Consider the following 25,173-nt stretch of genomic DNA (forward strand, 5'->3'; position numbering starts at 1 on the left):
TGTCGAATTAGGTGAGATCGAGCGCTGCATTGCTCGCCATCCTGATGTAGAGCAGTCGGTGGTGGTGGCGGTGGGCAATGCGCAACATCGTCGGCTGGTCGCTTTTGCCAAACTGCACGATCGCCACAAAGCGCAGGCATTGCACGCCAGGGAGGCCGAGGCCGCAGCGCTGGAGCAGGGCATTATTGTGAATCCGGCGCAGCGCCTGGCGTTCAAGCTCAAGGAATCGCATATTCGCGTGCTGAATGGTCCGGGCATTGCGTTGACGGTACCGGCGGATAGCGCACGTTACATCAAACGCCGCAGTTATCGCCATTTCAGCGGACAAAAAACCACGCTGGCACAGTTGGGGCAACTGCTGTCGGGCTTGGGGCAGATGCGTCTGCCTGGTCTGCCTTTTGCCAAGTATGCCTATGCGTCCGCCGGGGGGTTATACCCGGTGCAAACCTACGTGTACCTGCATCCTGAAAAAATCGAAGAAGGGGTTTCCGGTATTTACTACTTCAACCCGCGTGAGGGCAGCCTGATGCCGGTGGCGCCAGAGGTGGTGTTGAACAGCGCTTTCCACGCCGGTCCCAATCAGTCTATTGCCGATCGGGCGGCATTCACGCTGTTTATGGTGGCCGATATGGCGGCGATCGCGCCGCTCTATGGACAAGAGGCCGGTTGGCACTTCTCAGTGATGGAAGCCGGCACCCTCTGCCATTTACTGGAGGACGATGCGCCGCGTTACGGATTGGGGCTGTGTCAACTGGGGATGGCGGACTTTTCCGCGGTGGCATCGCACTTCCAACTATCGCCGCACCATCGCTATGTCCACTGCACCGTGGGGGGCGCGCTAGGGCAAGACGCGGGCAGCGCCGCCGCCTTGATGCGCGATTTCTCCACCTATGAGAAACCGAGCGAAACTGCCGCGCCGGTGGACATGCAGGGCTACAAAGACGCCATGCTTCACAGCCTGCGTCAGCAACTACCTGACTATATGCTGCCGAGCAACGTGGTGCTGGCGACCGATTTTCCCTTGACCGCCAACGGCAAGTTGGATCGACAAAAGTTGCAGCAGCAGGGCGAACAAATTGCCCACCAGCGCGACGGCGTGGCCCCTATTCAGGCGGACGGCGCGCTGCAACAGCGGCTGGTGGCGCTCTGGCAGGAGGTGCTCGGGGTGAGCGACGTGTCGATCGAGGACGACTTCTTCTCGCTGGGGGGCAGTTCTATCGAGTTAGTGCGCATTCAGCAGGCGCTGGAGGCACTTATCGGGCAGGAGATCCCCATTGTCGACCTGTTCCGTCTGCCAACCATTGCGGATGTGGCGCGTTATCTCAATGACCAACGGCACAACCTGCCTGAAGCCAGCGATGTCGTGCTGGCACAGGCCGAGGCGTCGCAGGTCGGTGCCGCGCGCGAGAATCTGGCGCTGCGGCGTAAGCGCGCTCAACAGGGAGGAAAGGGCGATGAGTGAGCAGAGCTACCGTAGTGCAGGGACGCTGTTGGCGCAGCTGGCGTCCGGGGAAATAACCTCCGTGGCGTTGGTGAATCACTATTTTGCTCGCATGGCGCAATTTAACGAGTCGTTGAACGCGGTGGTGCAGCAGCACCATGCGTTGGCGCTGGAGGCCGCCGCGCGCGCCGATCGCGAACGGCTGGAGGGGCGCGCGACGGGCGTGCTGCACGGATTGCCCTGCACCGTTAAGGAATCGTTTGACGTACAGGGGTGGTTAACCACGTCCGGCGCCCGCCATCTGAAAGATAACCGGGCGACGCAGGATGCTCCTTCTATCGCACGCCTGCGCGCTGCCGGGGCGATCCTGATGGGCAAAACCAATGTGCCGATGATGACCGCAGATTGGCAAACCTATAACGATCTGTACGGCACCACCCATAACCTGTGGGATAGGCAACGTTCACCCGGCGGATCGTCCGGGGGGGCTGCGGTGGCGCTGGCGGCGGATTTCACCCCCGTGGAGTTTGGCAGCGATCTGTTTGGCTCAATGCGCATTCCTGCACACTACACCGGCGTCTATGCCCATCGCTGTAGCCTGGGGTTGATGTCGGTCAGAGGACATGTGCCCGGCGGTGGCCCGCAAGCGACGAATGAGCCGGATCTCTCGACGGCGGGGCCCATGGCGCGCAGCGCGGCGGATCTGCGTCTGATGATGCGCGCGCTGAGCGCATTCTGGGTGGAACCGCCGCGTATTCCCGATTTTAGCCGTTATCAGGCCAAAACAAACTACCGCGTGTGCACGTGGTTTGGCGCACCCCACCATGAGATAGACCAACAGATCGCACAGCGTTTTCAATCATTTATCGAAAAGTTACGCGCACAGCCAGGCGTGGAGGTTGATGACGCTATGCCCGCCGACATCGATCCCGACGCGCTGTTTGATATGGCTGTCAAACTCAGCGGCCGACTGGTAGGCACGGCGCTCAATGGTCGCCAGCGCCTTACCGCCGGGCTGGCGGCGCTGGGCTTCAAGCTGGTGGGCAAGCTGGCGGATGTGCCTGAGGGGATGACGAGCTATTACCAGGGCATGCTGAACGACAGCGACGAACAGCTGCACACAGACAAACTCCGCCGCGAATACAGCCGGGTGATAGAAACCCTTTTCGCCCGTTATGACGTGTTGTTGACACCCGTCAGCCCGGTGCTGGCCTTTGCGCACATGCAGCAGCCGGTGCGTAAGCGCAAGCTTATCGTCAACGGCGAACCGCAGGATTACAACGAACATCTGTTCTGGAACATGTTGGCAACGGTTTTTGGTTTGCCTGCCACCGTCTACCCATTGGCGAAAACGACGGATGAACTGCCGTGCGGCATACAAATCATCTCCGGGCATTTTCACGATGATGTGACGATTAACTTTGCGGAGTTCTGCGAAAGCATCAGTGGCGGATTCACGGCGCCGGAAGGGTATTAAAGGCGGATATCGGTGACAGCGTCGCTAAAGGTGCGGCGCTTTTAATGAATAAGGAGCAGGTATGACGGTGAATAAGCTTGAGCCAGACAGCGGCACGCCGAACGATGAGCGGTTCGCGGTGGCGGGGATGTTTGACGGCTCGCTGTACAGATTACTCCTGCGCATGGCGTTGCCGATGTTTGTCGGTATGTTGACGCAGGTGACCTATGCCATTGCCGATATTTTTTGGCTGAGCCACATTGATGTCGCCAACAGCGGCATCATTGCTGGCGTGGGGCTGATTTTTCCCGTGGGGATGGGGTTATTCGCCATCGCCAACGGCATTCAAATCGGTATGGGATCGTTGCTGTCCCGCACCATCGGCATGCAGCGGTTGGATCGGGCGCAGCAGATTTTGTCGGTCGGTATCACCATCGCGCTATTTTTCGCGGTCGTGATCGCCGTGCTCGGCTATGTTTATGCGCAACCGCTACTGCGCGCGCTGGGGGCCACGGAGAGCATCATTGGCTACGCGGCGGACTTCTATTACTACTCGCTGCCGACCGTGTTCAGCATCATGTTGATTGGCGTCATGATGGGGTTGTTTCAGGGCGCGGGCAAGATCATGGTCATCATGAAGGCCTCGTTGCTGGGGGCGCTGGTGAATATCGTGCTCGATCCCATCATGATCTTTGTGTTCGATTTTGGTGTGAAAGGGGTGGCGTTGGCGTCGTTGCTGGCGCAACTGAGTGTGGTCGCCTATTTCCTCTACGCATTGATGAGGCTACGCCTCGGGCTGAGCGTGCGCATTGCATTACGGCCATTCTCCTGGCAAACCTACCGGGAGTTTCTCTCCGTCGGCTTGGCGCAGATGCTGATGCAACTGATCATTTCGATCGGCATCGTGATTTATAATTTTTTCATTGTCAGGTTGGACGTCAACGCGATGGCGGCATTTACGCTGACTGGTCGTATCGACTATTTCATCATGACGCCGATGCTGGCGATCGCCGCCGCGCTGCTGACCGTGGTGGGCCAGAACTGGGGGCGCGGCAATGTTACCCGCACGCTGGATGCCTATTGGGCCGCCGTCGCGCTGGCCTTCTCGATCGTTCTGGTACTGGCCGTCGCGCATATTGCGCTGGCACCCTGGATCTATCCCCTGTTTACCCACGTTGGCGCCGTCAGTGACTACGCGGTGCTGCAAACCCGCATTATGGCGCTGGCGCTGCCCTTTATCGCTGTCAGCATGTTGGCCAGCGAGTATTATCAGGCTATCGCCAAGCCATGGTATTCGGTGTTGCTGACGCTGATGCGTCACGTGTTTATTTCTGTCCCCGCCGTATACCTGCTGGCGTTTGTGTTGGATATGCGTATTACCGGCGTCTATTTTGGGGCGATGAGCGGCACTTTCGTGGCTGCGTTGTTGGCATGGCGTCTGCTGCGGATTTCACCGCGCCTGCTGCGATGGAATCAGGAGACAGTACGCGCCCAGCACCCTGACATGGAGGTGGCGCCATGACGCTGGGCAATCCGTTGTTGTGGCCACAGCAACAGTGCCACATCATTGACCAACTGTATCCTCATAGCGGCGTAAACACCATTGGCGGTGTGGTCGCCATTGAGGGGATTGTCGATTTGCCCCGGCTGCACGCGGCCATCCAGTCCGCCATTCGGCAATTTGATGCGTTGCGCATGTGGTTTGTCATGGGTGAGGGCGGTGAGGTGGTCAGTCAGGTGCAGCCTTATCGCTGGCGTGATATCCGCCATTTGACCTTTGCCCCGGACAGTGCTGAGCAGCGCTCACGCTCGGCGGCGAGCGAGGCATTCGTCGATAAATGGCTCAGCCGGCCGTTTACGCCGCTGGAGAACGATCTGTTTGAGTTCGTCACCTTTACGTGCGGCGAGCAGCACAGCGGCTATTTCTTTAAAGCCCACCATGGCATTGCCGATGGTTGGTCAATGGCGCTGTTGTCAAACCACGTCAAAAGAGCGTATGAACAGCCGGACACAGCGGATGATGCGCCGCCAGCCTATAGTGCATTTTTGGCGCAGCAGCAGTCTTATCAAAGGTCGTCGCGCTTCGCCGTCGATCGCGACTGGTGGCAGGGTTATATCGACGAATACCGCGACTGCTTTCCGGACAATTCCCCTATCGTTGCTACTGAGGGCATCAGTTGCTCCACCTGGCTCGAACCGGCCATGATTAACCGCCTCTACGGGCTGTGCGATCGTTATCGGTGTACGCTTAACACACTGTTTATTGCGCTGTTCGCCCTTTATCGCGCCAGAGTATGGGGGGAGGAAAAAGGCGTGTTAGGCGTGCCGTTAGCCAACCGGCATTCTCGCGAGGCGCGACGTTGCTTTGGCATGTTTACCAATCATCTGTCGCTGGCTTATCGACTGACGCGTACGGCTCGTTTCAGTGAACTGGTCGTCTTTTTCCAACGCGAACTGGAACGCGGCTTTAAGCACAGTAAATACCCCATTACCTTATTCAATCAGGATTTGGCGGAACGCGGCGGCGGACAGCTGCGGGCATTTGATTATTGCGTTAACTATTATAACTTTACCTATGAACGCCACATTGCGGGGGCCGCGCAGTACGTGGAGAGTTACTACAGCGGCGCGCAGTCCTACAAACTACAGATTGTTTTGCAAACTGTTAATAATCATAAAGAAAGCCTTAGGTTGAGTCTGGAGGCACTGCGCAGCGCCTTCACACCGCGCCAACTGACCGCGATAAAAAATGGCCTGCTGGATTTGGTCACGGCACTGGATGCACAGCCCGACGCCCGTTTAGGCGAGCTCGACGTCTATCCTGCGCCGCGCATCGCGTTGGCGGGCTGCGCAGCCCGGCCCGTGTTTTCTTCCCTGTTTGCGGCACAGGTTGCGGAACACGGCGATCGCACGGCGTTGTTCGATAATGAACAGTCTTTGACCTACCGGCAGTTGGACGAAGGCGTTGAGCAGGTGGCGCATTATCTACGCCAGCTCGGGATCGGGCGCGGTCAGGTGGTGGGGATTGCAGCCGAACACAGCGCCCAAACGGTGATGGCCATTTACGGTGTCTTGCGCTGTGGCGCGGCGTTTCTGCCACTCAATCCCGGGTTACCAACGGCGCGCCTGCACGCCATGTGCTGTAAAGCGCAGGTGGCGCATATCCTTTACGATCCGGCGATGCATGAACTGGCGCAGGCACTGGCGTTTCCCGCGACCAGCTTGACCGTGGCCTCAACGACCCCGGTGCTTGCTAGCGAGCCTTGGTCCGTCATTGAGCCGCAGGATCTGGCCTATGTGCTGTTTACCTCCGGATCGACCGGCGAGCCTAAGGGAGTGCAGGTCTCTCATGGCAATCTGGCTAACTATCTCCATTTCGCCGCCGAACGTTACTTTACAGCGCAGGACCGGGCTGCGCTCTACTCTTCGTTGTCCTTCGATCTGACCATCACCACGCTGTTCGCCCCCTTGTGTGTGGGCGCGAGCATCAGCGTTTGTCGGCACGCTGAGAGTGAAGCACTGCTGCGTATGGCCGTGGCTGAACAGCCCAACTCGGCTATCAAGCTTACACCTGCGCACCTGCAGCTGTTGTGTGTGGCTGGCATCGGCAGCGATCGGATTCGTACCCTGGTGGTCGGCGGGGAGGATTTCAAACGGGATCTGGCGCGTAAGGCGGCCGATCTCTTTCCTCAGGCCGCGATCTATAACGAATATGGGCCGACAGAAGCCACTGTGGGCTGCATGATCTATCGCTACACCGGGCAGGAAGCTGAGTCTTCGTTGCCCATCGGTGTGGCGATCGACGGCTGTCAGGTGGCGATTTGCTCCCCCTGGGGTTGCCCGGTGCCGGAAGGCGAGGCCGGCGAATTGGTGATTTACGGCGCGTCAGTGACGCAGGGATATATCGACGCGCCGCAACAAACGGCCGCAGCCTACCTTAATGATGCCAATGGGGTGACGATCGGTTACCGCAGCGGCGATATCGGTTACGCCATGGCCCCCGATATGCTGGCTTATCAGGGGCGTGATGACGATCAGATCAAAATCAACGGTTACCGCATTGAGCTGCGCGAAATCGAGCAAGCGCTGTTGAGCGCGCCTCTGGTGGAAAGTGCGGCGGTGGCGGTGATTGATGATGCGCAGGGGCAGCACAGCGGGTTGCTGGCCTGCGTGACGCCGTCATCCGTTGATGTGGCGGCCGTGATGCAACACCTGCGGCAACAATTGCCTACCTACATGCAGCCCCGTCAGTGTTGCGCCATCGCTCAACTGCCACTGTCGCTCAATGGCAAGGTGGACGTGCGCCAGATAGCCGCCGTGGCCCGAAGCGCCGCGCCTGCGCCGGGGGGTGAGCCGCAAGGGGACACGGCGATAAGGCGTGCGGTGCGGGCCTGCGTGGAGGGGGCGCTGGAGCAAACCGCGTTCGATGATGACGAAAACCTCTATGTCCTGGGATTGGACTCCATCAAGAGTATCCAGATTGCGGCGCAGCTCAGACGCCACGGCAGGACTATGCCAGCGGTACAGGTGATGGAATGTGGCACGGTGAACGCCATCTGCGTCTTTCTCGCCAATCATGCAACGGTGCCTCAATCCGCGCAGCATGACCTCAATACCCGCATCGATCTGCCCGCGTTGCGTTGGTTTGAGCAGTTGGCGTTGCCTGTGCCTGATGTTTATAACCATGTCATTGTGCTGCAAGCGTTACCGGGCTGTTCGATTGAACAGTTACACGACAGGCTGCATGCGTTAATCCAGCAGCAGCCCGCCTTGCGCAGTGCGCTCGACGCTGATGGACGGTTGCGGGTATGCGATCCTGATGCGTGCTATCCCAACGGGGCGCTAACGGAATACCCGGCGGGGCAGTGGACATTGGCGGCGGTGATCGCTCAGTGCAATAGCGCGCTCGATGTGACAAGCGGTCGCGTCTTCACGGCTGCCCTGTTGCGGGCCCCGCAGCCGGCGTCCAGCCGATTGGTGCTGTGTGCCCATCACCTGTGCGTGGATATGCACTCTTGGTATCTGATCCTCAGCGCGCTGGATGCCGCCAACGCCGTCAATGGCGTCAGCAACAGCGGCATCCTGCACTGGAACGACTATCTGGCGAGCAAAACGGTAGACGTCGGCACGCACAACAACTGGCGCGCGGTATGCCAAACGCCGCCGCCGCATTTCCCGTCCGTGTCACCGGCGGATGAGGCATTGCCTCGTACGCGCGCCTGGCGTGAAGACTTTCGCCACCCCTGCGTCGGCAGGCTGTTTGAATCCCGTGGAGATACCGCGTACAGCGCTGAAACCTATGTGCTGACGGCGCTGGCGCTGGCGCTGCGTCACTACAGCGATGAGGCGTGTTGCCGTATCGAGATGGAAGGGATGGGGCGCGGCTGCTGGCCCGATGAGCCTGATGTTGCGGACACGGTTGGGTGGTTCACCATGTTTTATCCTTGGGTGATCCCACTGCAGGGCGATGTGGCGACACTGTTGCCTGCGATCGCTGCCGATTTGGCAAAACGCACACACGGCGGGGGAGATTATGGCCTGCTGCAGATGCGCCATGCGCCGGAGGGCCTTCATGCGCAAGGCGTCCGAGTGAACTACATCGGCGTACAGGCGCAACCTCCGCTCCGCCATTTTCATATTGATCATTTGCATAGCGACATCTATACCGCGCCGGAGAACGCGCTTGGCTGCGTGCTGGAGTGGAATATTGCGCGCTCGGCGGCGGATGGCCTCTCCTTCCATTGCCGTTACGATCCTGCGCGCATTGCGTTAAATGACGTGCAACTGCTGCTGACGCGTTACAAGAACAGCCTCACTGCGCTGGATGCCTGGTTACGCCAACACTGCGCCACGCCGACGGGCACACCGACGCTGTGGGCGCTATGAACACGATGCCAACCCTTAAGGAACAAACAATGGCAAAGGATGAATTTACCTGCGGCCCGTTGGACGTTGCCATTATTGGCATGAGCGGCCGTTTTTCCGGTGCGGAGTCAGTGCCGGAGTGGTGGGACAAACTGTTGGCAGGCGAGGCGCTTACCCAGCCGACATGCACTGCAGATGACAGCGGGAACCCTTGGATCAGGCTGCGCAATATGATTGCCGATCCCTATGACTTCGATGCGGCATTCTTCAATATTCCGCCCGGCGAAGCCCTGTTGATGGATCCACAGCAACGGGTGTTTCTGGAGTGCTGTTACAACGCGCTCGAGCATGCGGGCTATATTCCCACGCAGCTTAAGCGGGTCGGCGTCTATGGAGCGGCCTATGCCAATAACTATTTTATCGACCGCGTTTATCCGTACCTGAAGAAGAGCGGAGATCGCCGCTATCTACAGGCGCAGATTGGCAACGAAAAGGATTACCTGTGCGCCCAGGTTGCCTACAAGCTGGGGTTTACCGGACCGGCGGTGAGCGTACAGACCGCTTGTTCCAGCTCGTTGGTGGCGGCGCATCTGGCGTGTGAAGGACTATTGGCTTTTCAAGCCGATGTTGCGTTGGCAGGTGGCGTCACCCTGGGCTTTTTACAGGCGGATGGCTACAGTCCGCAAGGCGATAAGTTGGTGTCGCAAGACGGACACTGCGCCCCTTTTAGCGCCGACGCGACCGGCACCGTATACAGCAGTGGTGCGGGCGTGGTGGTGCTGAAACGTCTCGAGGATGCGCTGCGCGATCGGGACAGGGTGTATGCGGTGATCAAGGGGGGCGCGGTGAATAACGACGGCGCGCGCCGATTGGGGTTTGTCGCCCCCAGCGTTGAGGGGCAGGTGGAGGTGATCAACACGGCGCTTGCCGCCGCCGAAGTCGCGCCGACCGATATCGCACTGATCGAAACGCACGGTACCGGCACCCCGTTGGGCGATGAGATTGAGTTGGAAGCGCTGTATCGGGTTTTCGCACCGGCATGCGCGCCGCACAGCATTCAGCTGGGTGCGGTCAAAGCCAACCTGGGGCATTTGGGGGTCGCTTCCGGTATCGTCAGCTTAATGAAAACCGCACTGACGCTGCATACCGGCGTAGTTCCCTCGCAGATCAACCTGGTACATAAGCATAAAAGGCTGTTGCAGCCGAGCTCGCCATTTTATCTCAGTGATTTAGTGACATCTGTACCGCAAACGAAACGGATTCATGCTGCCGTCAGTTCATTCGGGCTGGGGGGGACCAACGCACAGTTGATTTTGCAAAACTGGTGTGAGACGCCTGCACAAGCGGCGCAATGTAATGAGCGGCGCCTGTTTTTCTTTAGCGCCAAAACGGCATCGGCACTTAGACAACAGCTGGATGTTCATCACCATGCGCTGGCGACCTATGCCGAGGAAGATAAGGATCGCGTCGCCTACACGCTCGCGCAGCGTCGGGCGCATTTTCCGTATCGCTGCGCGTTGGCAGCGCACAGCCTGGCGGCGTTGTGCGCAAGTCTGGCGGAGCGGCGGCATGCCGACATGCCTTTTACGCCCATCAGTGCGGAAAACACCGTGGTGTTCCTCTATCCGGATCGGGACGATGCGCTGGAGAGTACCATGGCATACCTGCTTGCTCGTCAACCTGACTTGTGCAGTCGGCACCAGCGCTTATCCCACGACGTTGCGCAAATCTGCGTGCCGGCAGATTGGACACCCGCGTTGCGCCAGTTTATCCAGCAGGTGAGCCTTAGCGAATGGCTGATCGGACAAGGGATCTCGCCGGCGCAACACATCGGCTACCAGACGGGCGCAGCGGCGGCGCAGTATGTTGCGCGCACCCTATCACTGGATAACGCCGTTCAGCAGGTGATCGCGGCTGAGACGACACCGGGACAGATGTTAGCCGACAACAGCGACCTGCGTGAAACATTGGCCAATCTGGCGCTGACAGCGGGAACGCTGATGCTGGAAATCGGTCGTGCGGGGACGTTTTCCGCGTTGTATCACCAGCATGCGCAGTGGGTGGGGCAAACGGTGTTTTTCCCCGTGCTGGATACGGATACGCCTGAGGATGTTTTGCCGTTGTTGGCGGCGCTGTGGCAGCGAGGTGCAACGGTTCGCTTACCGGAAATGCATACCGCGCAGACTATCGGTTTACCCGGTTATTCGTTTGATCGCATCCGGTACGAAATTCAGGCCAGCGAAACGGAAGAAAGTGCGACGTTGCCGGTGAGTTATTTATCAGTCAGCGATTTTGTGGAAAAAACCTGGCGTTCGTTGTTATGCATTGATCGTTATGACGAACAAACGGTCATTTTCGAATACGGTGCGACCTCGATGCACATTATTTCTTTCGTCAATAGCTGCAACCACATTTATAAAATCGGACTGTCCGCTGCAGATATCTATGCCAGACCTGGTATCCGCGAGCACAGTGAATATATCTCCGAATGTGTTGATGATGTTTTATAGGGCGTTCACAGGATGACAACGATGGGACACATAAAACGTAAAGCGTTATATCGCCTCGCGTGCTGCGTGCTGCTGTTTATTTCTGCCATGGGCGCACTGGCGCAAGAACATGATCCCGTCGGTGCGCAAGATGAGCGCCTGGCGGCATTAATTCACCAGCGGATGCTGGAGGCCAAGGTTCCGGCGCTTTCCGTGAGTGTGACCATTGCGGGGGCGCGTGAGCGATTTGTCTACGGTTTTGCCGACGTGGCCGGCAAAAAAGCGAATGCGCTCGACGAGGTGTATGAGCTGGGATCGATGAGTAAGGCGTTCACCGGGCTGGTTTTGCAATCGCTGATGCGGGAGGGCAAACTCCGTCAGGAGGATGATATCGCTACTTATCTTCCAGATATGCGTTTGAGTTATAAGGGAAAACCTATCACCCTGACCGTGGCTGATTTCCTTTATCATACGTCGGGCTTGCCGTTTTCGACACTGGCACGGTTGGAAACGCCTATGCCGGGGATCGCTGTGGCGCAGCAACTGCGCGACGAGAATTTGCTGTTTGCGCCAGGTACGCAGTTTTACTATGCCTCTGCTAACTATGACGTGTTGGGGGCGGTCATTGAAAAAGTGACGGGAAAAACGTTTGCAGAGGCCATTGCAGAACGCATCACGCTGCCGCTGGGCATGTCCTCCACCGTGGCGGCGAGTGGCGACGTGACCATCGCCAACAAGGCGAACGGCTATAAACTGGGATTCGGCAAACCCGTTCTGTTCTCCGCCCCCCTTGCCCGTAACCATGTTCCTGCCGCCTATATTCATAGCACGCTACCGGATATGGAGATATGGATAGATGCATGGTTGCGGAGAAATGCCGTGCCAGCCACGCTGCGTGACGCGATGGATAACAGCTGGCGGGGTAATAGCGATGTCCCTTTCACCGCAGACAACCGGATATTATATGCCAGCGGCTGGTTTATCGACCAGAATCAAGGCCCTTACATCAGCCACGGAGGGCAGAATCCGAATTTTTCTTCCTGTATTGCATTGCGGCCGGAGCAGCAGATTGGCATTGTTGCGCTGGCAAATATGAATTCGAACCTGATATTGCAACTCTGCGCGGATATCGATAATTATCTGCGTATTAACAAGTACGCTGACGGTGCCGGTGATGCGATTGCCGCCAGCGACACCCTCTTTACCTACCTCGCGTTGTTGCTGTGTTGCTTGGTGGCGGCGGTGGTGGTGCGCGTGGCTTACCGTCTTTATCGCGCAACTGTCCGCAGCGCTGGAAAACAGCGGCGCCTACGCCTACGCGTGCGCGACTACGCCATTACCTTGGCGGTGCCCGTGTTCGTGGCCGCGGTGCTCTGTGCCGCACCGGGCGTATTTTCTCCAGGACTCGACTGGCGTTTTATCCTGCTATGGGGGCCATCGAGCGTGTTGGCGGTGCCAATCGGGATTGTTCTGTTGGCTTTCGTCTTGACATTAAATCATCAAATTAAACGAATTTTATTACACAGCAAGGAGCGGGGTGATGAGTAATATCAGTTTGTATTGTTTGCCATATTCAGGCGGATCTGCCGCCATGTACTATAAATGGCGTAGCGTGCTGTCGGACAATATCACCTTGCGGCCTTTAGAGCCTGCGGGGCGGGGTACGAGAATACGCCAGCCGCTATGCCCTACGATGGCGGACGCCGTCGCTGACCTCTATCAGCAATTTGCGAAGCACGATACGGGTGTGGAGTACGCTATTTTTGGACATAGTCTGGGCAGTATCATGGCTTTCGAATTGGTGCATTATATTCTCGAACATGGGCATGATATGCCACGCGCGCTGTTTTTTTCCGGCTGCCGCCCGCCCGATAGGGTCTCTCACGAGACAATACTGCATACCTTGCCCGATCAGGCATTTATGGAAGAGATCGCCAAGCTTGGAGGAACGCCGGTTGATGTCTTTCGCAATAAAGAGTTAATGGCGATTTTCACACCCATTATCAAAAATGATTATCGGCTCTATGAACAGTATGCCTTTCAGACCAAAGCACGTACGTTAACCTGCCCGATCGTACTATTTCACGGTGATGGTGACAGCCTGATCATGCAGGATGAATTACCCGCGTGGAAAAAATTCACCACGCAAGAGACGCGGACTATTATATTTCCTGGTGCCGATCATTTTTTTGTCGATAAACAGTTTGAACAGGTAGTGGATTATGTTAATCAGACGTTGAATCACTAGAAATAGCTGTGTAACCGATTTTTAACTATATAGGGAGTATGGTATATGGCTGTGCCGGAATCAAAAGATGAGTTAATTAAAGCCATCAACAGTAACTACTCGTTATTAAATAAGAAACTGGAGTCTATTGCGCCCAAACTTGCCTTTGAATCTCTGTTGGAAGGGCACGCCAAGGGAACTACGATCAGTGTGGCGAATCTGGTTTCTTATCTGATTGGTTGGGGAGATCTGGTGCTGCACTGGCATGAGCAGGAGGCAAAGGGGGAAACAATCGTTTTTCCTGAAGAGGGGTATAAATGGAATGAGTTAGGGCGTTTGGCACAGAAATTCTACCGCGACTATGGGGACATCACGGAATATGGCGCCTTATTGTTACGGTTAAAGGAAAACAAACAGCAACTCGTGACTTTGATCGAACAGTTCAGTAACGACGAACTTTACGGTAAGCCTTGGTATAATCAATGGACGCGAGGACGCATGATTCAATTTAATACTGCATCACCTTATAAAAATGCTACCGGAAGAATAAATAAGCTGAAAAAACAATTGGCTATATGATTAGGCTGGGGGCTTTGATGGGCCCCGGCTATCTTCAACGGCCAAGAGATGCGTCGCGCTTAGCGCGCACATGATCAAGCCTTATATTTGAATGGACCGATCCTGGCCATCGGGTTCGGTTTTTCCGCATTAATCATTCCACCGCTGTTGGTTCTGGCCGTCTTATGCTGCCGCGGAAAAATTTCACGTTGGACAAAGACGTATGCTGGCCATTCCATTATCGAACTGAAATGACCTCAAATCACAACACCAGTTGCGCCGTATGTGGAACGAAAGGCAGCAAAAAGCCCGCTCGGGTTTCCCTGAGCGGGCTTCTCTAAATATGGCTCCTCTGACTGGACTCGAACCAGTGACATACGGATTAACAGTCCGCCGTTCTACCGACTGAACTACAGAGGAATCGTGTGAACGGGGCGAATAATAGCGGGGTGCTTGCGGCTTGTAAAGCGCGAAAACGCCTGATGCGTTCGTTTGCTGCAAGATTGCCCAACCTGCTGCTTTTTCTCGCTTTTGTCGATTATCCCGCGCGCAGCGCCGCCGGATTGCCCGTTATTTGGGGCAGTTGCCTGCCGATGGTGCAACGGCTGCCCTGCGCTGTGGCGCGCCGCCCGGCGAACGGCTATTTTCCGCCGTGTATCCCGCTGCCGTGGCCATTTACCGATTCTGGCCCGGATCTTGCTGCGGTTGCATGACCGAATTTCGGCATTATCAATTTAGTTAGCGGCTCGCTGGAGGCACTATGAATTTCAGACGTCTGAAGTACTTCGTGAAAATCGTCGATATCGGCAGCCTGACCCAGGCCGCGGAGGTGTTGCACATCGCCCAGCCGGCGCTCAGCCAACAGCTGGCGACGCTGGAAGGGGAACTGAAGCAACAGCTGCTGATCCGCACCAAGCGCGGGGTGCAGCCGACCGAGGCCGGCAATATTCTCTATGCCCACGCGCAGACCATTCTGCGCCAGTGCGAGCAGGCGCAGAGGGCGGTCAACAGCGCCGGGCAGGCGATGAGCGGCCTGGTGTCTCTCGGGTTGGCGTCGGGCAGCACCGCGGCGCAGCTGGCGCTGCCGCTGCTGCAGAGCCTGCGCGATCAGCAACCGGGTATCCTGCTCAGCCTGCATGAAAACAGCGGGGTGGCGCTGGCCGGGCAGGTGGCCAGCCAGACGCTGGATATGGCGATGGTCTACGGCGCCAAAATGCCCACCGGGCTGCACGCCATCGCGTTGATGCGGGAAGATCTCTATCTGGTGGCGACGCGCGCGGTGCCGCATCCCGGCAACAGCGTCGAGCTGCTGGACGTGGCGCGGCTGAACCTGTTCTTGCCGCGCGAGGGCGATGCGGTGCGCAACCAGTTGGAAGAGGCGATGGCGCTGCGCAAGCTGGCGATCAACGTGGTGGGGGAGATCGAATCCTCGGGCGCGCTGAGCGCCGCGATCGCCGGCGGGTTGGGGGCGACCGTACTGCCGGAGTCGGTCGCGCGCGCGATGATCGGCCCGGCCAAGGCCTGGATGGCACGCATCAATGCGCCGACGATGTCGGTGCCGCTGTCGCTGTGCATGTCGGGCCAACAGGCGCTGTCCGCCCCGGCGCTGCTGGTGAAAGACCTGTTGCTGTCGATCGCCGGCGACCGCAGCCAGGAGAAACGCGCGTTGGCGCTGGTGCGTTGAGGACTGTAAACGGCCCGCCGCAGCGGGCCTGAAGGAGGTTACCGGAACGGCGGCTCGTTGAAGGTGCGCAGTTTGCGCGAGTGCAGGCGATCGCCCTCGGCGCGCAGCAGGTCGATGGCGCAGATGCCGATCTGCAGGTGTTCGGAGATCGCCCCTTCATAGAAGCGGTTGGCCTGGCCCGGCAGTTTTATTTCGCCGTGCAGCGGCTTGTCGGAGACGCACAGCAGCGTGCCGTAGGGTACCCGGAAGCGGTAACCCTGGGCGGCGATGGTGGCGCTCTCCATATCCACGGCCACCGCGCGGCTGAGGTTGAAGCGCCGCGCCGAAGCGGAATAGCGCAGCTCCCAGTTGCGATCGTCGGTGGTGACCACGGTGCCGGTGCGCAGCCGCTGTTTGACCTCTTCACCGGGCATGCCGCTGACCATTTTGGTGGCGTCGTACAGAGCGCGCTGCACCTCGGCGATGCTCGGGATCGGGATATCCGGCGGCAGCACCGAATCCAGCACGTGATCGTCGCGCAGGTAGGCGTGGGCCAGCACGTAATCGCCGATCGACTGGCTCTCGCGCAGGCCGCCGCAGTGGCCGATCATCAACCAGGCGCTCGGGCGCAGCACCGCCAGGTGATCGCAGATGGTTTTGGCGTTGGACGGGCCGACGCCGATGTTGATCAGCGTGATGCCCTGGCCGGTGCGCGAGATCAGGTGATAGGCCGGCATCTGGTGGTTTTTCCACGCCAGATCGGACACCGCCTGTTCGGGGGCGCTGGTTTCCGGCGTGATATAGGTGCCGCCGGCGCTGGAGAGCGCGACGTATGGGCTGGCCGGATCGGCGATCTGCGCGCAGGCCCAGCGCACGAACTCGTCCACATAGCGGGTGTAGTTGGTGAACAGCACGAACGGCTGGAAATGTTCCACCGGTGTGCCGGTGTAGTGTCGCAGCCGCGCCAGCGAGAAATCCGCGCGCAGCGCATCGAAATGCGACAGCGGGAAATGGTTGTCAGTGGCGTGATACAGGCCATCGGCGGTCTCGTCACCGATCTGCGCCAGCTCGGTGGTGGGGAAATGCTGCGCAATGCCGGCGCTCATCGAGCGATCGAGCGCCAGGCTGGAGCCGTCTATCACATAAGGGAACGGGATCTCCTGCTGCGATGGCGCTACTTCGATATGGGCGGCGTAATCGTGCTCCAGCATCGTCAGCTGCTCGGCCAGATAGTGGCGGAACAGCTGCGGCCGGGTCACGGTGGTGGTGTAGCTGCCGGGATGGGTGAAGCGGCCGTAGGCGCGGGTTTTGCTCGGGCCGGACTGCTGCCCGTCCCAGCTGACGCGCAGCTCGGGATACACGAACAGCCCGGCGGCGCGCGCCTGCGCATCCGGCAGGGCACCGTGGCTGATAAAGTCGCCGACCGCCTGACGCAGCGCGTCTACCGCGGCGTCATACAAGGCTTCCAGTTGATCGAGTGCCTGCTCGGCGCTGAGGCCGCTGCGAGGTGGGGCATAGCTCATACTTTCTCCTTGGATGTCCCGGCTCTGTGGCGGGGTTGCGGCGTTTCATCGTCACAGGTTAGCCGAAGAAGGGCGTAAAAGCTTGGTCGAAATCACGGGCGCGGCAAAGAAAACGCCGCGCCCGTTGGGCACCGGGGATCAGGAGGCGGGATCGGCCGCTTCGACCTTCAGCGACACCAGGCCGATGCCCAGCTTCTTCGGCGTAAAGCCGCCGCTGGCACCTTCTTTCGGCTCGGTGGGGGCCGGCGGCGTAATGCTGATCTTTTGCGCGCCGCGCGGGTTGTCGAAGCGCAGGGTGACGGTGCTGTCCTGCTCGCCGAGCGACACGAAGCGCTCTTCGTCGCCGACGCGCACCGAAATCGGCTCGCCGACGTTGTTGCCGTAGGCGCGGGCGCGCAGCACCAGATCGAAGGTGTGCGGCAGCGGAGCGACGTAATCGATGTCGACCGCCGGCGCCAGGTTGGCGTCGGACCAGCGGCCCCACTCCTCAACGCCGGAAACGCCGGTGATGGCTTTCACCTGTTCCGGCATGCCGGGCAGCATAAACTCGATGGCGTCCGCCCGGTACTTCATCGCCGTGTCGTCCACCTGCAGACGGGCGACGGCGTTTTGGTAATCGGCGACGCTGTCGGCCGCCGGGGCGTTAAAACTCACCTTGCCGCGGAAGCGTTCGCCGCTGGCCTGCACGATCTGTGGCGGTGAGGCCAGGGTGCCGGAGGCCACGCAGATGTCGGTGCTCAGCGCCAGCTGCGGTGCCCAGACCCGGCCGATCTCGTAGCATTTATCGACCCAGACGAATTTTTCCCCCGCCCCCAGCCCGGCCAGCTGCTTGCGCAGCGGGGTGGAGAGGTAGACGTTGAACATCGGTTCGATGCGGTTATCGTTCACCCGTAAAATGAACGGCACCTTGTAGGTAACGCCGGAGAAACTGAAGCTGCGTTGGCGGGTATCGACGCTGTAGTCGCTGATGCGGTTCGGCAGGCCCCACTGGTTGATCACCGCCGGTTTCCAGCCGTTGATTTTCTCTTCGATGTTCAGGAACACGGTAGACAGCGACGGCGCCGACAGGCTGCTGCGGCCAAGGCCGATGTAGTTGTCGCCACCCATCACGTCCAGCACCGTGGCACCGTTGTCCAGCGTGCTGCGCTTCTCGTGGCGCTGTTCCGCCTGCGGTCGGGTGCCGTCGATGATGAAGAACAGGTTGCGGCGCTTCTGTTTGGTCAGGGTGTCGTAGGCGGTGTTGTTCATCGCCAAATGATCGGAAGACACCACGATCACGGTGTTGTTGAAGTAGGGCGAGCGCTTGATCTTGTCGATCAGCGCGGCGATGTGCTGCTGGCTGCAGGCCACCGCGCTCAGCGAGCGGTTCTCCTTGTTCTGCCAGGCGTAAGACCGCTTGCTGCAGCCGGCGGAGATAAAGCCGTCCGGGTGATGGGTGTCGACGGTCAGGGTAAACAACGAGAACGGCTGGCGCTGTTTGGAGAGTTCGACGAACTTGCCGTACACCACGTCCAGTACGGTGTCGTCGTACCAGCCCCAGTCGTTTTTGTAGCTCGGATCGGCGACCTGCTCGCGCAGCTCTTTGAAACCGTAAACGTGGTCGAAGCCGTGGGATTTCAGGAAAGTGTCTTTACCGGCGAACGCCAGCTCGGCGCCCTGATAGAAATAGTTGCTGTAGCCGGCGGCCTTCAGCACGTCGCCCAGGCAGACGTTCTCCGGGTAGAAGGTGGAGACCGCGCTGGAGGCGTTGCCGTCGAAGGGGGCGAACAGCGGAATGCCGCACTGCGAAGCGACCATGCCGGCGATGGTATAGCCGGTGCCCGGCAGCTGCTGGGTGTTGCTGAAGTCGATGCTGTCGGCGCGCAGGGCGTTCAGCTCGTCGGCCAGATCGGGGAACAGTTCGTTATCGAAGTAGGTGCGCTCGAGGCTTTCGGCATAGATGTAGACCAGGTTCGGCCGTTTGCCCTGCACGGTCTTTTTCGGCGCCTTGTAGTAGGTGGTGAAATCGGCGGTATCGCCGACGATCTGGCTCTTGACCAGCAGCGAAATGTCCTGAAACGCCGGGGTGGTACCGACCGAAAACAGCGCCAGCAGCACGGCGACGATGCTGTAGGCCACGCTGCTGCCTTTGGCTCTGCGGCGCAGCAGGCTGCGGGCCAGCACGGCGAAGATAAGCCCCAGCGCCGCCAGCAGGCCGATAAACGGCAGCACGTATTTGCTGACGCCCGCGCCCTTCAGGCTACTGGTGACGGTGTAGATCACCGCGTCGGTGATGCCGTCGCCGGTGAAGTAGTTGCTGGCGATCAGGATGACGTTCAGCACCAGATAGCTGCCGAGCAGCGTCAGCAAAATGGCGAACCACCAACGGTTGGCGGCGGCCCGGGTGCGATAAATCAATATCGACGCTAAGAAAAGAACAAATGAAACGACTGCTAAAACCATCCGCCAAACCTTGTCTGATTGGAAAAAACTGTTGCTGCCCTGGTCTGCGCCGCTGAACCCGCCGCGGTGCGAAAAGTGAAGGGTATAGCCTATTGCCGGCGGCGGAGCAACGCGCGCTGTATCGCTACGGCCGACGATCGCCGGCTATTGTACATTTTTATGACAACCGTGTGACGTTAATCACTCGGGCGGCGAGATCTTGCCGCCCGGCGGTTTCGCTCTACGCTTAATGAGTGCCACGACGGCGCGCCCATCAGCCATTCAGGAGGAAGTATGCAGACGATTTCCGCAGCGGTTCTCGACGATCTGGCCCCGCAAGGCGTATTGCGCGCGGCGATCAACTACGGCAATCCGGTGCTGGCGCAGGCCGGGGTGGATGGTAAACCGCAGGGGGCTTCGGTGGCGTTGGCCACCGCGCTGGCCCGTGAACTGGGCGTGGGGCTGGAGCTGGTCACCTATGACGCGGCGGGCAAGGTATTCGCCGACCTGGACAGCGGCGCCTGGAACCTGGCGTTTATGGCCATCGAACCGGTGCGCGCGGCGCAGATCGCCTTCAGCGAACCGTATGTGATCATCGAGGGGACTTACCTGGTGGCGAACGACGCGCCTTACTTTGAGGTGGCGCAGCTCGACAGGCCGGAGGTGCGCATTGCGGTTGGCAAGGGTGCCGCCTACGATCTGTTTTTATCGCGCACGCTGCAGCAGGCACAGCTGGTGCGGGCGGCAACCTCCGCCGAGGCCATCGCGCTGTTTTTCGAACAGGGGCTGGAAGCCGCCGCCGGCGTGCGACAACCCTTGCTGGCCGCGGCGGCCACTCATCCTGGTTATCGGGTGCTGGCGGGGCACTTCACCGCTATCCGTCAGGCGTTGGCGGTGCCGCGGCAAAAAACGCAGGGCGCCGCCTACGTGAACGATTTTATCGAGCGCTGCAAAGCCAATGGGTTGGTGAAGGCGGCCTTGCAGCGCAGCGGCCAGGGCGAGGTGACGGTGGCGCCGCCGGCCGCCTCGGCGTGATCAGTTCAGCTCCACCGCGTACCGTTCTACCGGGGTGATTTTCTTGATCAGCTTATTGTCGAACAGGAACTGCTCGTAAGCCTGATAGCGGGCGCGATCCAGCTTCGCCGGATCGCGCGCGAACAGCGGCAGGCTGGCTTGCCATGCCTGTTTGTTCAGCTCGGTATTCAGCTCCGGGTGCGCCTTGGCGAACGCCAGCCAGGTGTCTTGCGGGTGCGCGTGCAGGTAGTCGCTGCCTTTCTTCAACGCGGCGAGGAACCTGCGAATTTTCGGTTCGTTCACCGCATCGCGGTTGGCGACGATGATCAGTTCGTCGTAGGCCGGCACACCGTAGTCTTCGACGTTGAACACCACCGGCTCCTTGCCTTGCAGCTTCAGCTCCAGCGCTTCGATGTTGCGATAACCGCCGATCACCGCATCGACCTGGCCCGCCAGCAGGGCGCTGGTCAGTTGGAAGTTGACGTTGATCAGCTTAATGTCCTGCGGCTTGAGGTGCTCGTGTTCGACCATGGTGGCCAGCGTCGCTTGTTCGATGCCGCTGACCGAGTAACCTACCGTTTTGCCCTTGAGATCCGCCGGCGACGTGATGTTTTTATCCAGCGCAATCACCGTATTCAGCGGCGTATTGATCAGCGTGCCGACGCGCATCAGCGGCAGGCCCTGATCGGCGAAGAAGTGCAGCTGCGGCTGGTAGGTGATGGCGAGATCGGCCTGTTTGGCGGCCACCAACCTCGGCGGCAGCGCCGGATCGGACGGCGGCACGATCTTGACGTCCAGCCCTTCGGCCTTGAAGGCACCGATCTGCTCGGCCACCATAATCGGCGCGTGATCGGGGTTGATGTACCAGTCGAGTACCAGCGTCAGCTTTTCGGCCGCGTCAGCCTGTCCGGTGATGGCGGCGCCGAGCAGCAGCCCGCAAACGGTTTGTTTGATCATGGTCGTTCCTTTATCCCTGGTTATGGTTGCAATCATCAGTCGTTTTCCGGCGCCCAGGCGATCAGGTGCCGCAGTAGCGCATCCACCGTGGCCCACAGCAGCACGGTCATCAGCACCAAAATAAACAGCGCGGCGAAGCAGACGTCGGTCTGCATGCGCGCGTTGGCGTTCAGCATCACGTAGCCCAGCCCTTCGGCCGAGCCGACCCATTCCCCGATGATGGCACCGATCGGCGCAACGGCGGCGGCCATGCGCAGGCCGGAGCCGAAGGCCGGCAGCGCCGCCATCAGCCGCACGTGCCGCAGCTGCGCCCAGCGCGAAGCGCGCATCGTGCGCGCCAGATCGAGATAGTCGTTGTTGACCCGGCGCAGACCGTCAAAAAAGGCCGACACCACCGGGAAGAAGATCACCAGCACCGCCATCGCCACCTTGGCGCTCATGCCGAAGCCGAACCACAGCACCAGCAGCGGGGCCAGGGCGAACACCGGTATCGCCTGGCTGGTGAGCACCAACGGCATCAGCCAGCGCTGCAGGCGCGGCGAGAAGATCATGCACAGCGCCAGCGCCGCGCCGAGCAACACGCCGAGCACCAGCCCGCTGACGATCTCCGAAGCGGTGACCAGCGTGTGCCAGGCGAGATAGCCGCGCCCCTCCCACAGCGCCTGCGCCACCGCGCCCGGCGTGGGCAGCAGAAAGGCGGGAATGCCGCTTTGCGCCGCCAGCCACCACAGCAGCAGCAGGCCGACGAACACCGTCAACCCGCGCCGCAGGCGGGTGAGGCCGCGTTCCTGGCTAAGGTTCATTGCGCCGCCCTCACCAGCTGTTGCAGCAGCTCGGCCTGGCTTTTCAGCAGGTCGGCGTCATCCGGCGCGCGCGGCGGCTGCCCGGCAATGAGGTGGGTATCGTCGAGGCCCAGCGGCCAGGGCGACAGCACCAGCAGCCGGTGGCTCAGGCGGCAGGCCTCCATCGGATCGTGGGTGATCAGCAGCACGGTGTTTTGCGCCAGCAGCTCGGCAGCCAGGCTCTGGATCTCGGCGCGGGTAATGGCGTCCAGCGCGGAAAAGGGTTCGTCCATCAGCACGATCGGCTGGCGTTCGTAGAGCGTGCGGGCGATGGCGGCGCGCTGGCGCATGCCGCCGGACAGCGCGGCGGGCAGGCTGCGACCATGAGTGGCCAGGCCCACGCGCTCGAGCAGATGCGCCGCCCACGCCCGATCCGGTGTTTCGCCGCGCAGCCGCGAGCCGAGGGCGACGTTCTCTTCGATGGTCAGCCACGGGTAAAGCAGATCTCTTTGCCCCATATAGGCGATGCGCCCGGCGATCGGCAGGCCGTCGCTGCCGCTCACCGTGCCCGAGGTAGCCCGCTCCAGCCCGGCGATGATCTTCAGCAGGCTGGTTTTGCCGGCGCCGCTGGCGCCGAGCAGGGCGACGAAGCTGCCGCCGGCGATGTCGAAGCTCAGCCGGTCGAAGACGATTTGCTGACCGAAACGCAGGCTGAGATCCCGCACCTGGATGCCGGGCGGGAGAAGCTGGGAGGTCATGAGGCGTTCAGCCCCATTTGCCAAAATGCCGATTCCAGCTGGGTAGCGGTGGTGAAAATCTGCGCCAGCTCGGTGAGGCGGCCTGGTGCGCCGCGCTGGTGGCCGACGGTCTCGAGCAGCTCGATGGCGGCACGCACGCCGGCCAGATAGCCTTCGTCGCCGTAGTTGCGGATCCAGGAGGCATAAGGATTGCCCTCCATCTTGGTGGCGGGGTCGTGCAGCAGCCGCAGGCCGATTTCGGCATAGCCGGCCACGCAGGGCAGCAGGCCGGCCAGCAGATCGAGGGCGTCGCCGGCATGGCCGATATCCAGCACGTAGCGGGTGTAGTTCATGGTCTCCGCCGCTTCCGGCTGGGCGGCGATCTGCGCTTCGCTCAGCCCCCATTCGGCGCAGTAGGCCACGTGCAGCGGCAGTTCGGCGACGATGCCGTTGAGCGAGGCGGTGGCGGCACGCATTTCCGGCAGAGTGCGCAGCTTACTGACCAGCAGCGCGTAGGCGCGGGCGAAGTGCAGCAGGAACAGGTAGTCCTGGGTCAGGTAGCGGCGAAAAGCGCGTTCGGGCAAGGTGCCGGCGGCCAGCTGCTGCAGAAACGGGTGATCGACGTAGTCCTGCCAGTGGCTGCCGGCTTGTTGGCGCAGCCGGCCGTAAAGACCGCTTTCGAACAGGGTGGTGATGGACATGGGACCTCCTTGAGTCAGTGGAGATCCGGGCACGCTGGGGTATGAACAGGCAACGGGTAATAGTGCTGTTGCCTAACCGTCCCTTCGCTGGCATGACCCAGATCAGGTTCAAAGGGTTCGGCTTGCACCATCTCAGCCCGTAACAGGACACCCCTCGGAGCTGCTTGTTATACGACATTTGTTTTTTGATTACAATCGCCGGGCGGCGCGGCGGCAATCGGTTCGTTTAGTGCGATCGGGGGCGATTTTGCTGGCGCAGGGCGCGCGATTTTTGTCACTGTAGGCCGATGATTTTGCCTTTGAGGACGATGCCCGATGAAAAAGATTGGTTTTCTCTCGTTTGGCCACTGGTCGCCTTCCGCCCAGTCCGGCACCCGTTCCGCGGCGGATGCGCTGCTGCAGTCAATCGATCTGGCGGTCGCCGCCGAAGATCTGGGGGCGGACGGCGCCTATTTTCGCGTGCACCATTTTGCGCGCCAGCTGGGATCGCCGTTCCCGCTGCTGGCCGCCATCGGCGCCAAAACCCAACGCATCGAGATCGGTACCGGCGTGATCGACATGCGCTATGAAAACCCGCTGTACATGGTCGAAGACGCCGGTGCGGCGGATCTGATCGCCGGCGGGCGTTTGCAGCTCGGCATCAGCCGCGGCTCGCCGGAGCAGGTGATCGACGGTTGGCGCTATTTCGGCTATGCCCCGGCCGACGGCGAGACCGACGCGGACATGGCCCGCCGCCACACCGAAGTGTTTCTGGAAGCGCTGCGCGGCGAAGGGTTCGCCGAACCCAATCCACAGCCGATGTTCCCGAATCCGCCCGGCCTGCTGCGGCCGGAGCCATTTTCCGCCGGGCTGCGCGACCGCATCTGGTGGGGCGCCGGTTCGAATGCGACCGCCGTCTGGGCGGCGAAGCTGGGCATGAACCTGCAAAGTTCGACGCTCAAGAACGATGAGACCGGCGAACCCTTCCACATCCAGCAGGCCAAGCAGATCCGCGCCTACCGCGCCGCCTGGCAAGAGGCCGGCCATGCGCGTGAGCCGCGGGTTTCCGTGAGCCGCAGCATCTTCGCGCTGGTGGATCAGCGGGATCGCAATTACTTCGGCGGCAGCGGCAAGGAGGGCGACCAGCTGGGGTATATCGACGCGCAGACGCGGGCGATCTTCGGCCGCAGCTATGCCGCCGAACCGGACGTGCTGATCAAACAGCTGGCGCAGGACGAGGCCATCGCCGAAGCGGATACATTGCTGCTGACCGTGCCTAACCAACTGGGCGTGGATTACAACGCCCACGTCATCGAATCGATTTTAACCCATATTGCGCCGGCGCTTGGCTGGCGTTAAA

Annotated in this window: 18 protein-coding genes, 1 tRNA gene and 1 riboswitch; of the genes, 12 read left to right on the top strand and 7 right to left on the bottom strand. The window is 60.2% G+C overall.

The annotated features are described in order from the left end of the window. From BHU62_RS11550 to clbS, 8 genes are all read left to right on the top strand, one after another. On the top strand, nt 1-1,462 hold a 1,462-nt coding region (locus tag BHU62_RS11550; RefSeq protein ID WP_073532137.1), incomplete at its 5' end, for a SagB/ThcOx family dehydrogenase. Next, complete coding sequence (gene clbL, locus BHU62_RS11555) at nt 1,455-2,918, top strand: colibactin biosynthesis amidase ClbL (protein ID WP_073532138.1); 1,464 nt, start codon at nt 1,455-1,457, stop codon at nt 2,916-2,918. The genes BHU62_RS11550 and clbL, both read left to right, overlap by 8 nt. 61 nt (nt 2,919-2,979) lie before the next feature. Beyond that, nucleotides 2,980-4,419 (top strand): precolibactin export MATE transporter ClbM, encoded by a 1,440-nt coding sequence (clbM, locus tag BHU62_RS11560; RefSeq protein ID WP_073532139.1) that lies wholly within the window; start codon nt 2,980-2,982, stop codon nt 4,417-4,419. After that, nucleotides 4,416-8,783 carry a colibactin non-ribosomal peptide synthetase ClbN gene (gene clbN / locus BHU62_RS11565; protein ID WP_073532140.1) on the top strand — a complete coding sequence of 1,456 codons (4,368 nt, stop codon included), beginning with the start codon at nt 4,416-4,418 and terminating at the stop codon, nt 8,781-8,783. The genes clbM and clbN overlap by 4 nt, the downstream gene beginning before the upstream one ends. A 29-nt stretch (nt 8,784-8,812) precedes the next feature. Further along, complete coding sequence (gene clbO / locus BHU62_RS11570) at nt 8,813-11,272, top strand: colibactin polyketide synthase ClbO (RefSeq protein WP_073532141.1); 2,460 nt, start codon at nt 8,813-8,815, stop codon at nt 11,270-11,272. Between the two features lie 12 nt (nt 11,273-11,284). Continuing rightward, complete coding sequence (clbP, locus tag BHU62_RS11575; protein ID WP_139282275.1) at nt 11,285-12,799, top strand: precolibactin peptidase ClbP; 1,515 nt, start codon at nt 11,285-11,287, stop codon at nt 12,797-12,799. Beyond that, nucleotides 12,792-13,499 carry a colibactin biosynthesis thioesterase ClbQ gene (clbQ, locus tag BHU62_RS11580; protein ID WP_073532143.1) on the top strand — a complete coding sequence of 236 codons (708 nt, stop codon included), beginning with the start codon at nt 12,792-12,794 and terminating at the stop codon, nt 13,497-13,499. Before clbP ends, clbQ begins: the two co-directional genes overlap by 8 nt. A 45-nt stretch (nt 13,500-13,544) precedes the next feature. Then, entirely contained in the window at nt 13,545-14,057 is a 513-nt protein-coding gene (clbS, locus tag BHU62_RS11585; RefSeq protein ID WP_073532144.1) for a colibactin self-protection protein ClbS, read from the top strand. 323 nt (nt 14,058-14,380) lie between these two features. On the opposite strand, the gene BHU62_RS11590 is transcribed toward clbS, so the two are convergent. Then, a tRNA-Asn gene (locus BHU62_RS11590) sits at nt 14,381-14,456 on the bottom strand. A 62-nt stretch (nt 14,457-14,518) separates the two neighbouring features. On the opposite strand from BHU62_RS11590, the gene BHU62_RS24930 reads away from it, so the two are divergent. Both BHU62_RS24930 and nac read left to right on the top strand, forming a co-directional pair. Continuing rightward, nucleotides 14,519-14,749 (top strand): hypothetical protein, encoded by a 231-nt coding sequence (locus BHU62_RS24930; protein WP_139282276.1) that lies wholly within the window; start codon nt 14,519-14,521, stop codon nt 14,747-14,749. Between the two features lie 47 nt (nt 14,750-14,796). Beyond that, nucleotides 14,797-15,720, top strand: coding sequence for a nitrogen assimilation transcriptional regulator NAC (gene nac, locus BHU62_RS11595; RefSeq protein ID WP_073532145.1), 924 nt, complete (start codon nt 14,797-14,799; stop codon nt 15,718-15,720). Between the two features lie 38 nt (nt 15,721-15,758). On the opposite strand, the gene BHU62_RS11600 is transcribed toward nac, so the two are convergent. Both BHU62_RS11600 and opgB read right to left on the bottom strand, forming a co-directional pair. Next, complete coding sequence (locus tag BHU62_RS11600; RefSeq protein WP_073532146.1) at nt 15,759-17,222, bottom strand: AMP nucleosidase; 1,464 nt, start codon at nt 17,220-17,222, stop codon at nt 15,759-15,761. 138 nt (nt 17,223-17,360) lie between these two features. After that, entirely contained in the window at nt 17,361-19,664 is a 2,304-nt protein-coding gene (opgB, locus tag BHU62_RS11605; RefSeq protein ID WP_073532147.1) for a phosphatidylglycerol--membrane-oligosaccharide glycerophosphotransferase, read from the bottom strand. Nucleotides 19,665-19,937: 273 nt separating this feature from the next. Between opgB and BHU62_RS11610 the strand changes: the two genes are divergently transcribed. Further along, nucleotides 19,938-20,678, top strand: a complete 741-nt coding sequence (locus tag BHU62_RS11610) for a transporter substrate-binding domain-containing protein (RefSeq protein WP_073532148.1) — start codon at nt 19,938-19,940, stop codon at nt 20,676-20,678. On the opposite strand, the gene BHU62_RS11615 is transcribed toward BHU62_RS11610, so the two are convergent. From BHU62_RS11615 to tenA, 4 genes are read right to left on the bottom strand one after another with little or no spacing between them, the layout of a single operon-like run. After that, on the bottom strand, nt 20,679-21,614 hold the full coding sequence (locus tag BHU62_RS11615; RefSeq protein WP_073532149.1) for an ABC transporter substrate-binding protein: 936 nt from the start codon (nt 21,612-21,614) through the stop codon (nt 20,679-20,681). Nucleotides 21,615-21,649: 35 nt separating this feature from the next. Then, the gene (locus BHU62_RS11620) at nt 21,650-22,417 is read right to left on the bottom strand and encodes an ABC transporter permease (RefSeq protein ID WP_073532150.1); all 768 of its coding nucleotides are present in this window, start codon (nt 22,415-22,417) and stop codon (nt 21,650-21,652) included. Further along, complete coding sequence (locus BHU62_RS11625) at nt 22,414-23,154, bottom strand: ABC transporter ATP-binding protein (protein WP_073532151.1); 741 nt, start codon at nt 23,152-23,154, stop codon at nt 22,414-22,416. The genes BHU62_RS11620 and BHU62_RS11625 overlap by 4 nt, the downstream gene beginning before the upstream one ends. Continuing rightward, nucleotides 23,151-23,834: a thiaminase II gene (gene tenA / locus BHU62_RS11630; protein WP_060439568.1), complete on the bottom strand. Its 684-nt coding sequence runs from the start codon at nt 23,832-23,834 to the stop codon at nt 23,151-23,153. Before tenA ends, BHU62_RS11625 begins: the two co-directional genes overlap by 4 nt. A 62-nt stretch (nt 23,835-23,896) precedes the next feature. Beyond that, a riboswitch (TPP riboswitch) is annotated at nt 23,897-23,999 on the bottom strand. 150 nt (nt 24,000-24,149) lie between these two features. On the opposite strand from tenA, the gene BHU62_RS11635 reads away from it, so the two are divergent. Further along, the gene (locus tag BHU62_RS11635) at nt 24,150-25,172 is read left to right on the top strand and encodes an LLM class flavin-dependent oxidoreductase (RefSeq protein ID WP_073532152.1); all 1,023 of its coding nucleotides are present in this window, start codon (nt 24,150-24,152) and stop codon (nt 25,170-25,172) included. Nucleotide 25,173 lies beyond the last annotated feature (1 nt).

This window comes from Serratia marcescens, from assembly GCF_001902635.1.
Taxonomy (GTDB): domain Bacteria; phylum Pseudomonadota; class Gammaproteobacteria; order Enterobacterales; family Enterobacteriaceae; genus Serratia; species Serratia marcescens_F.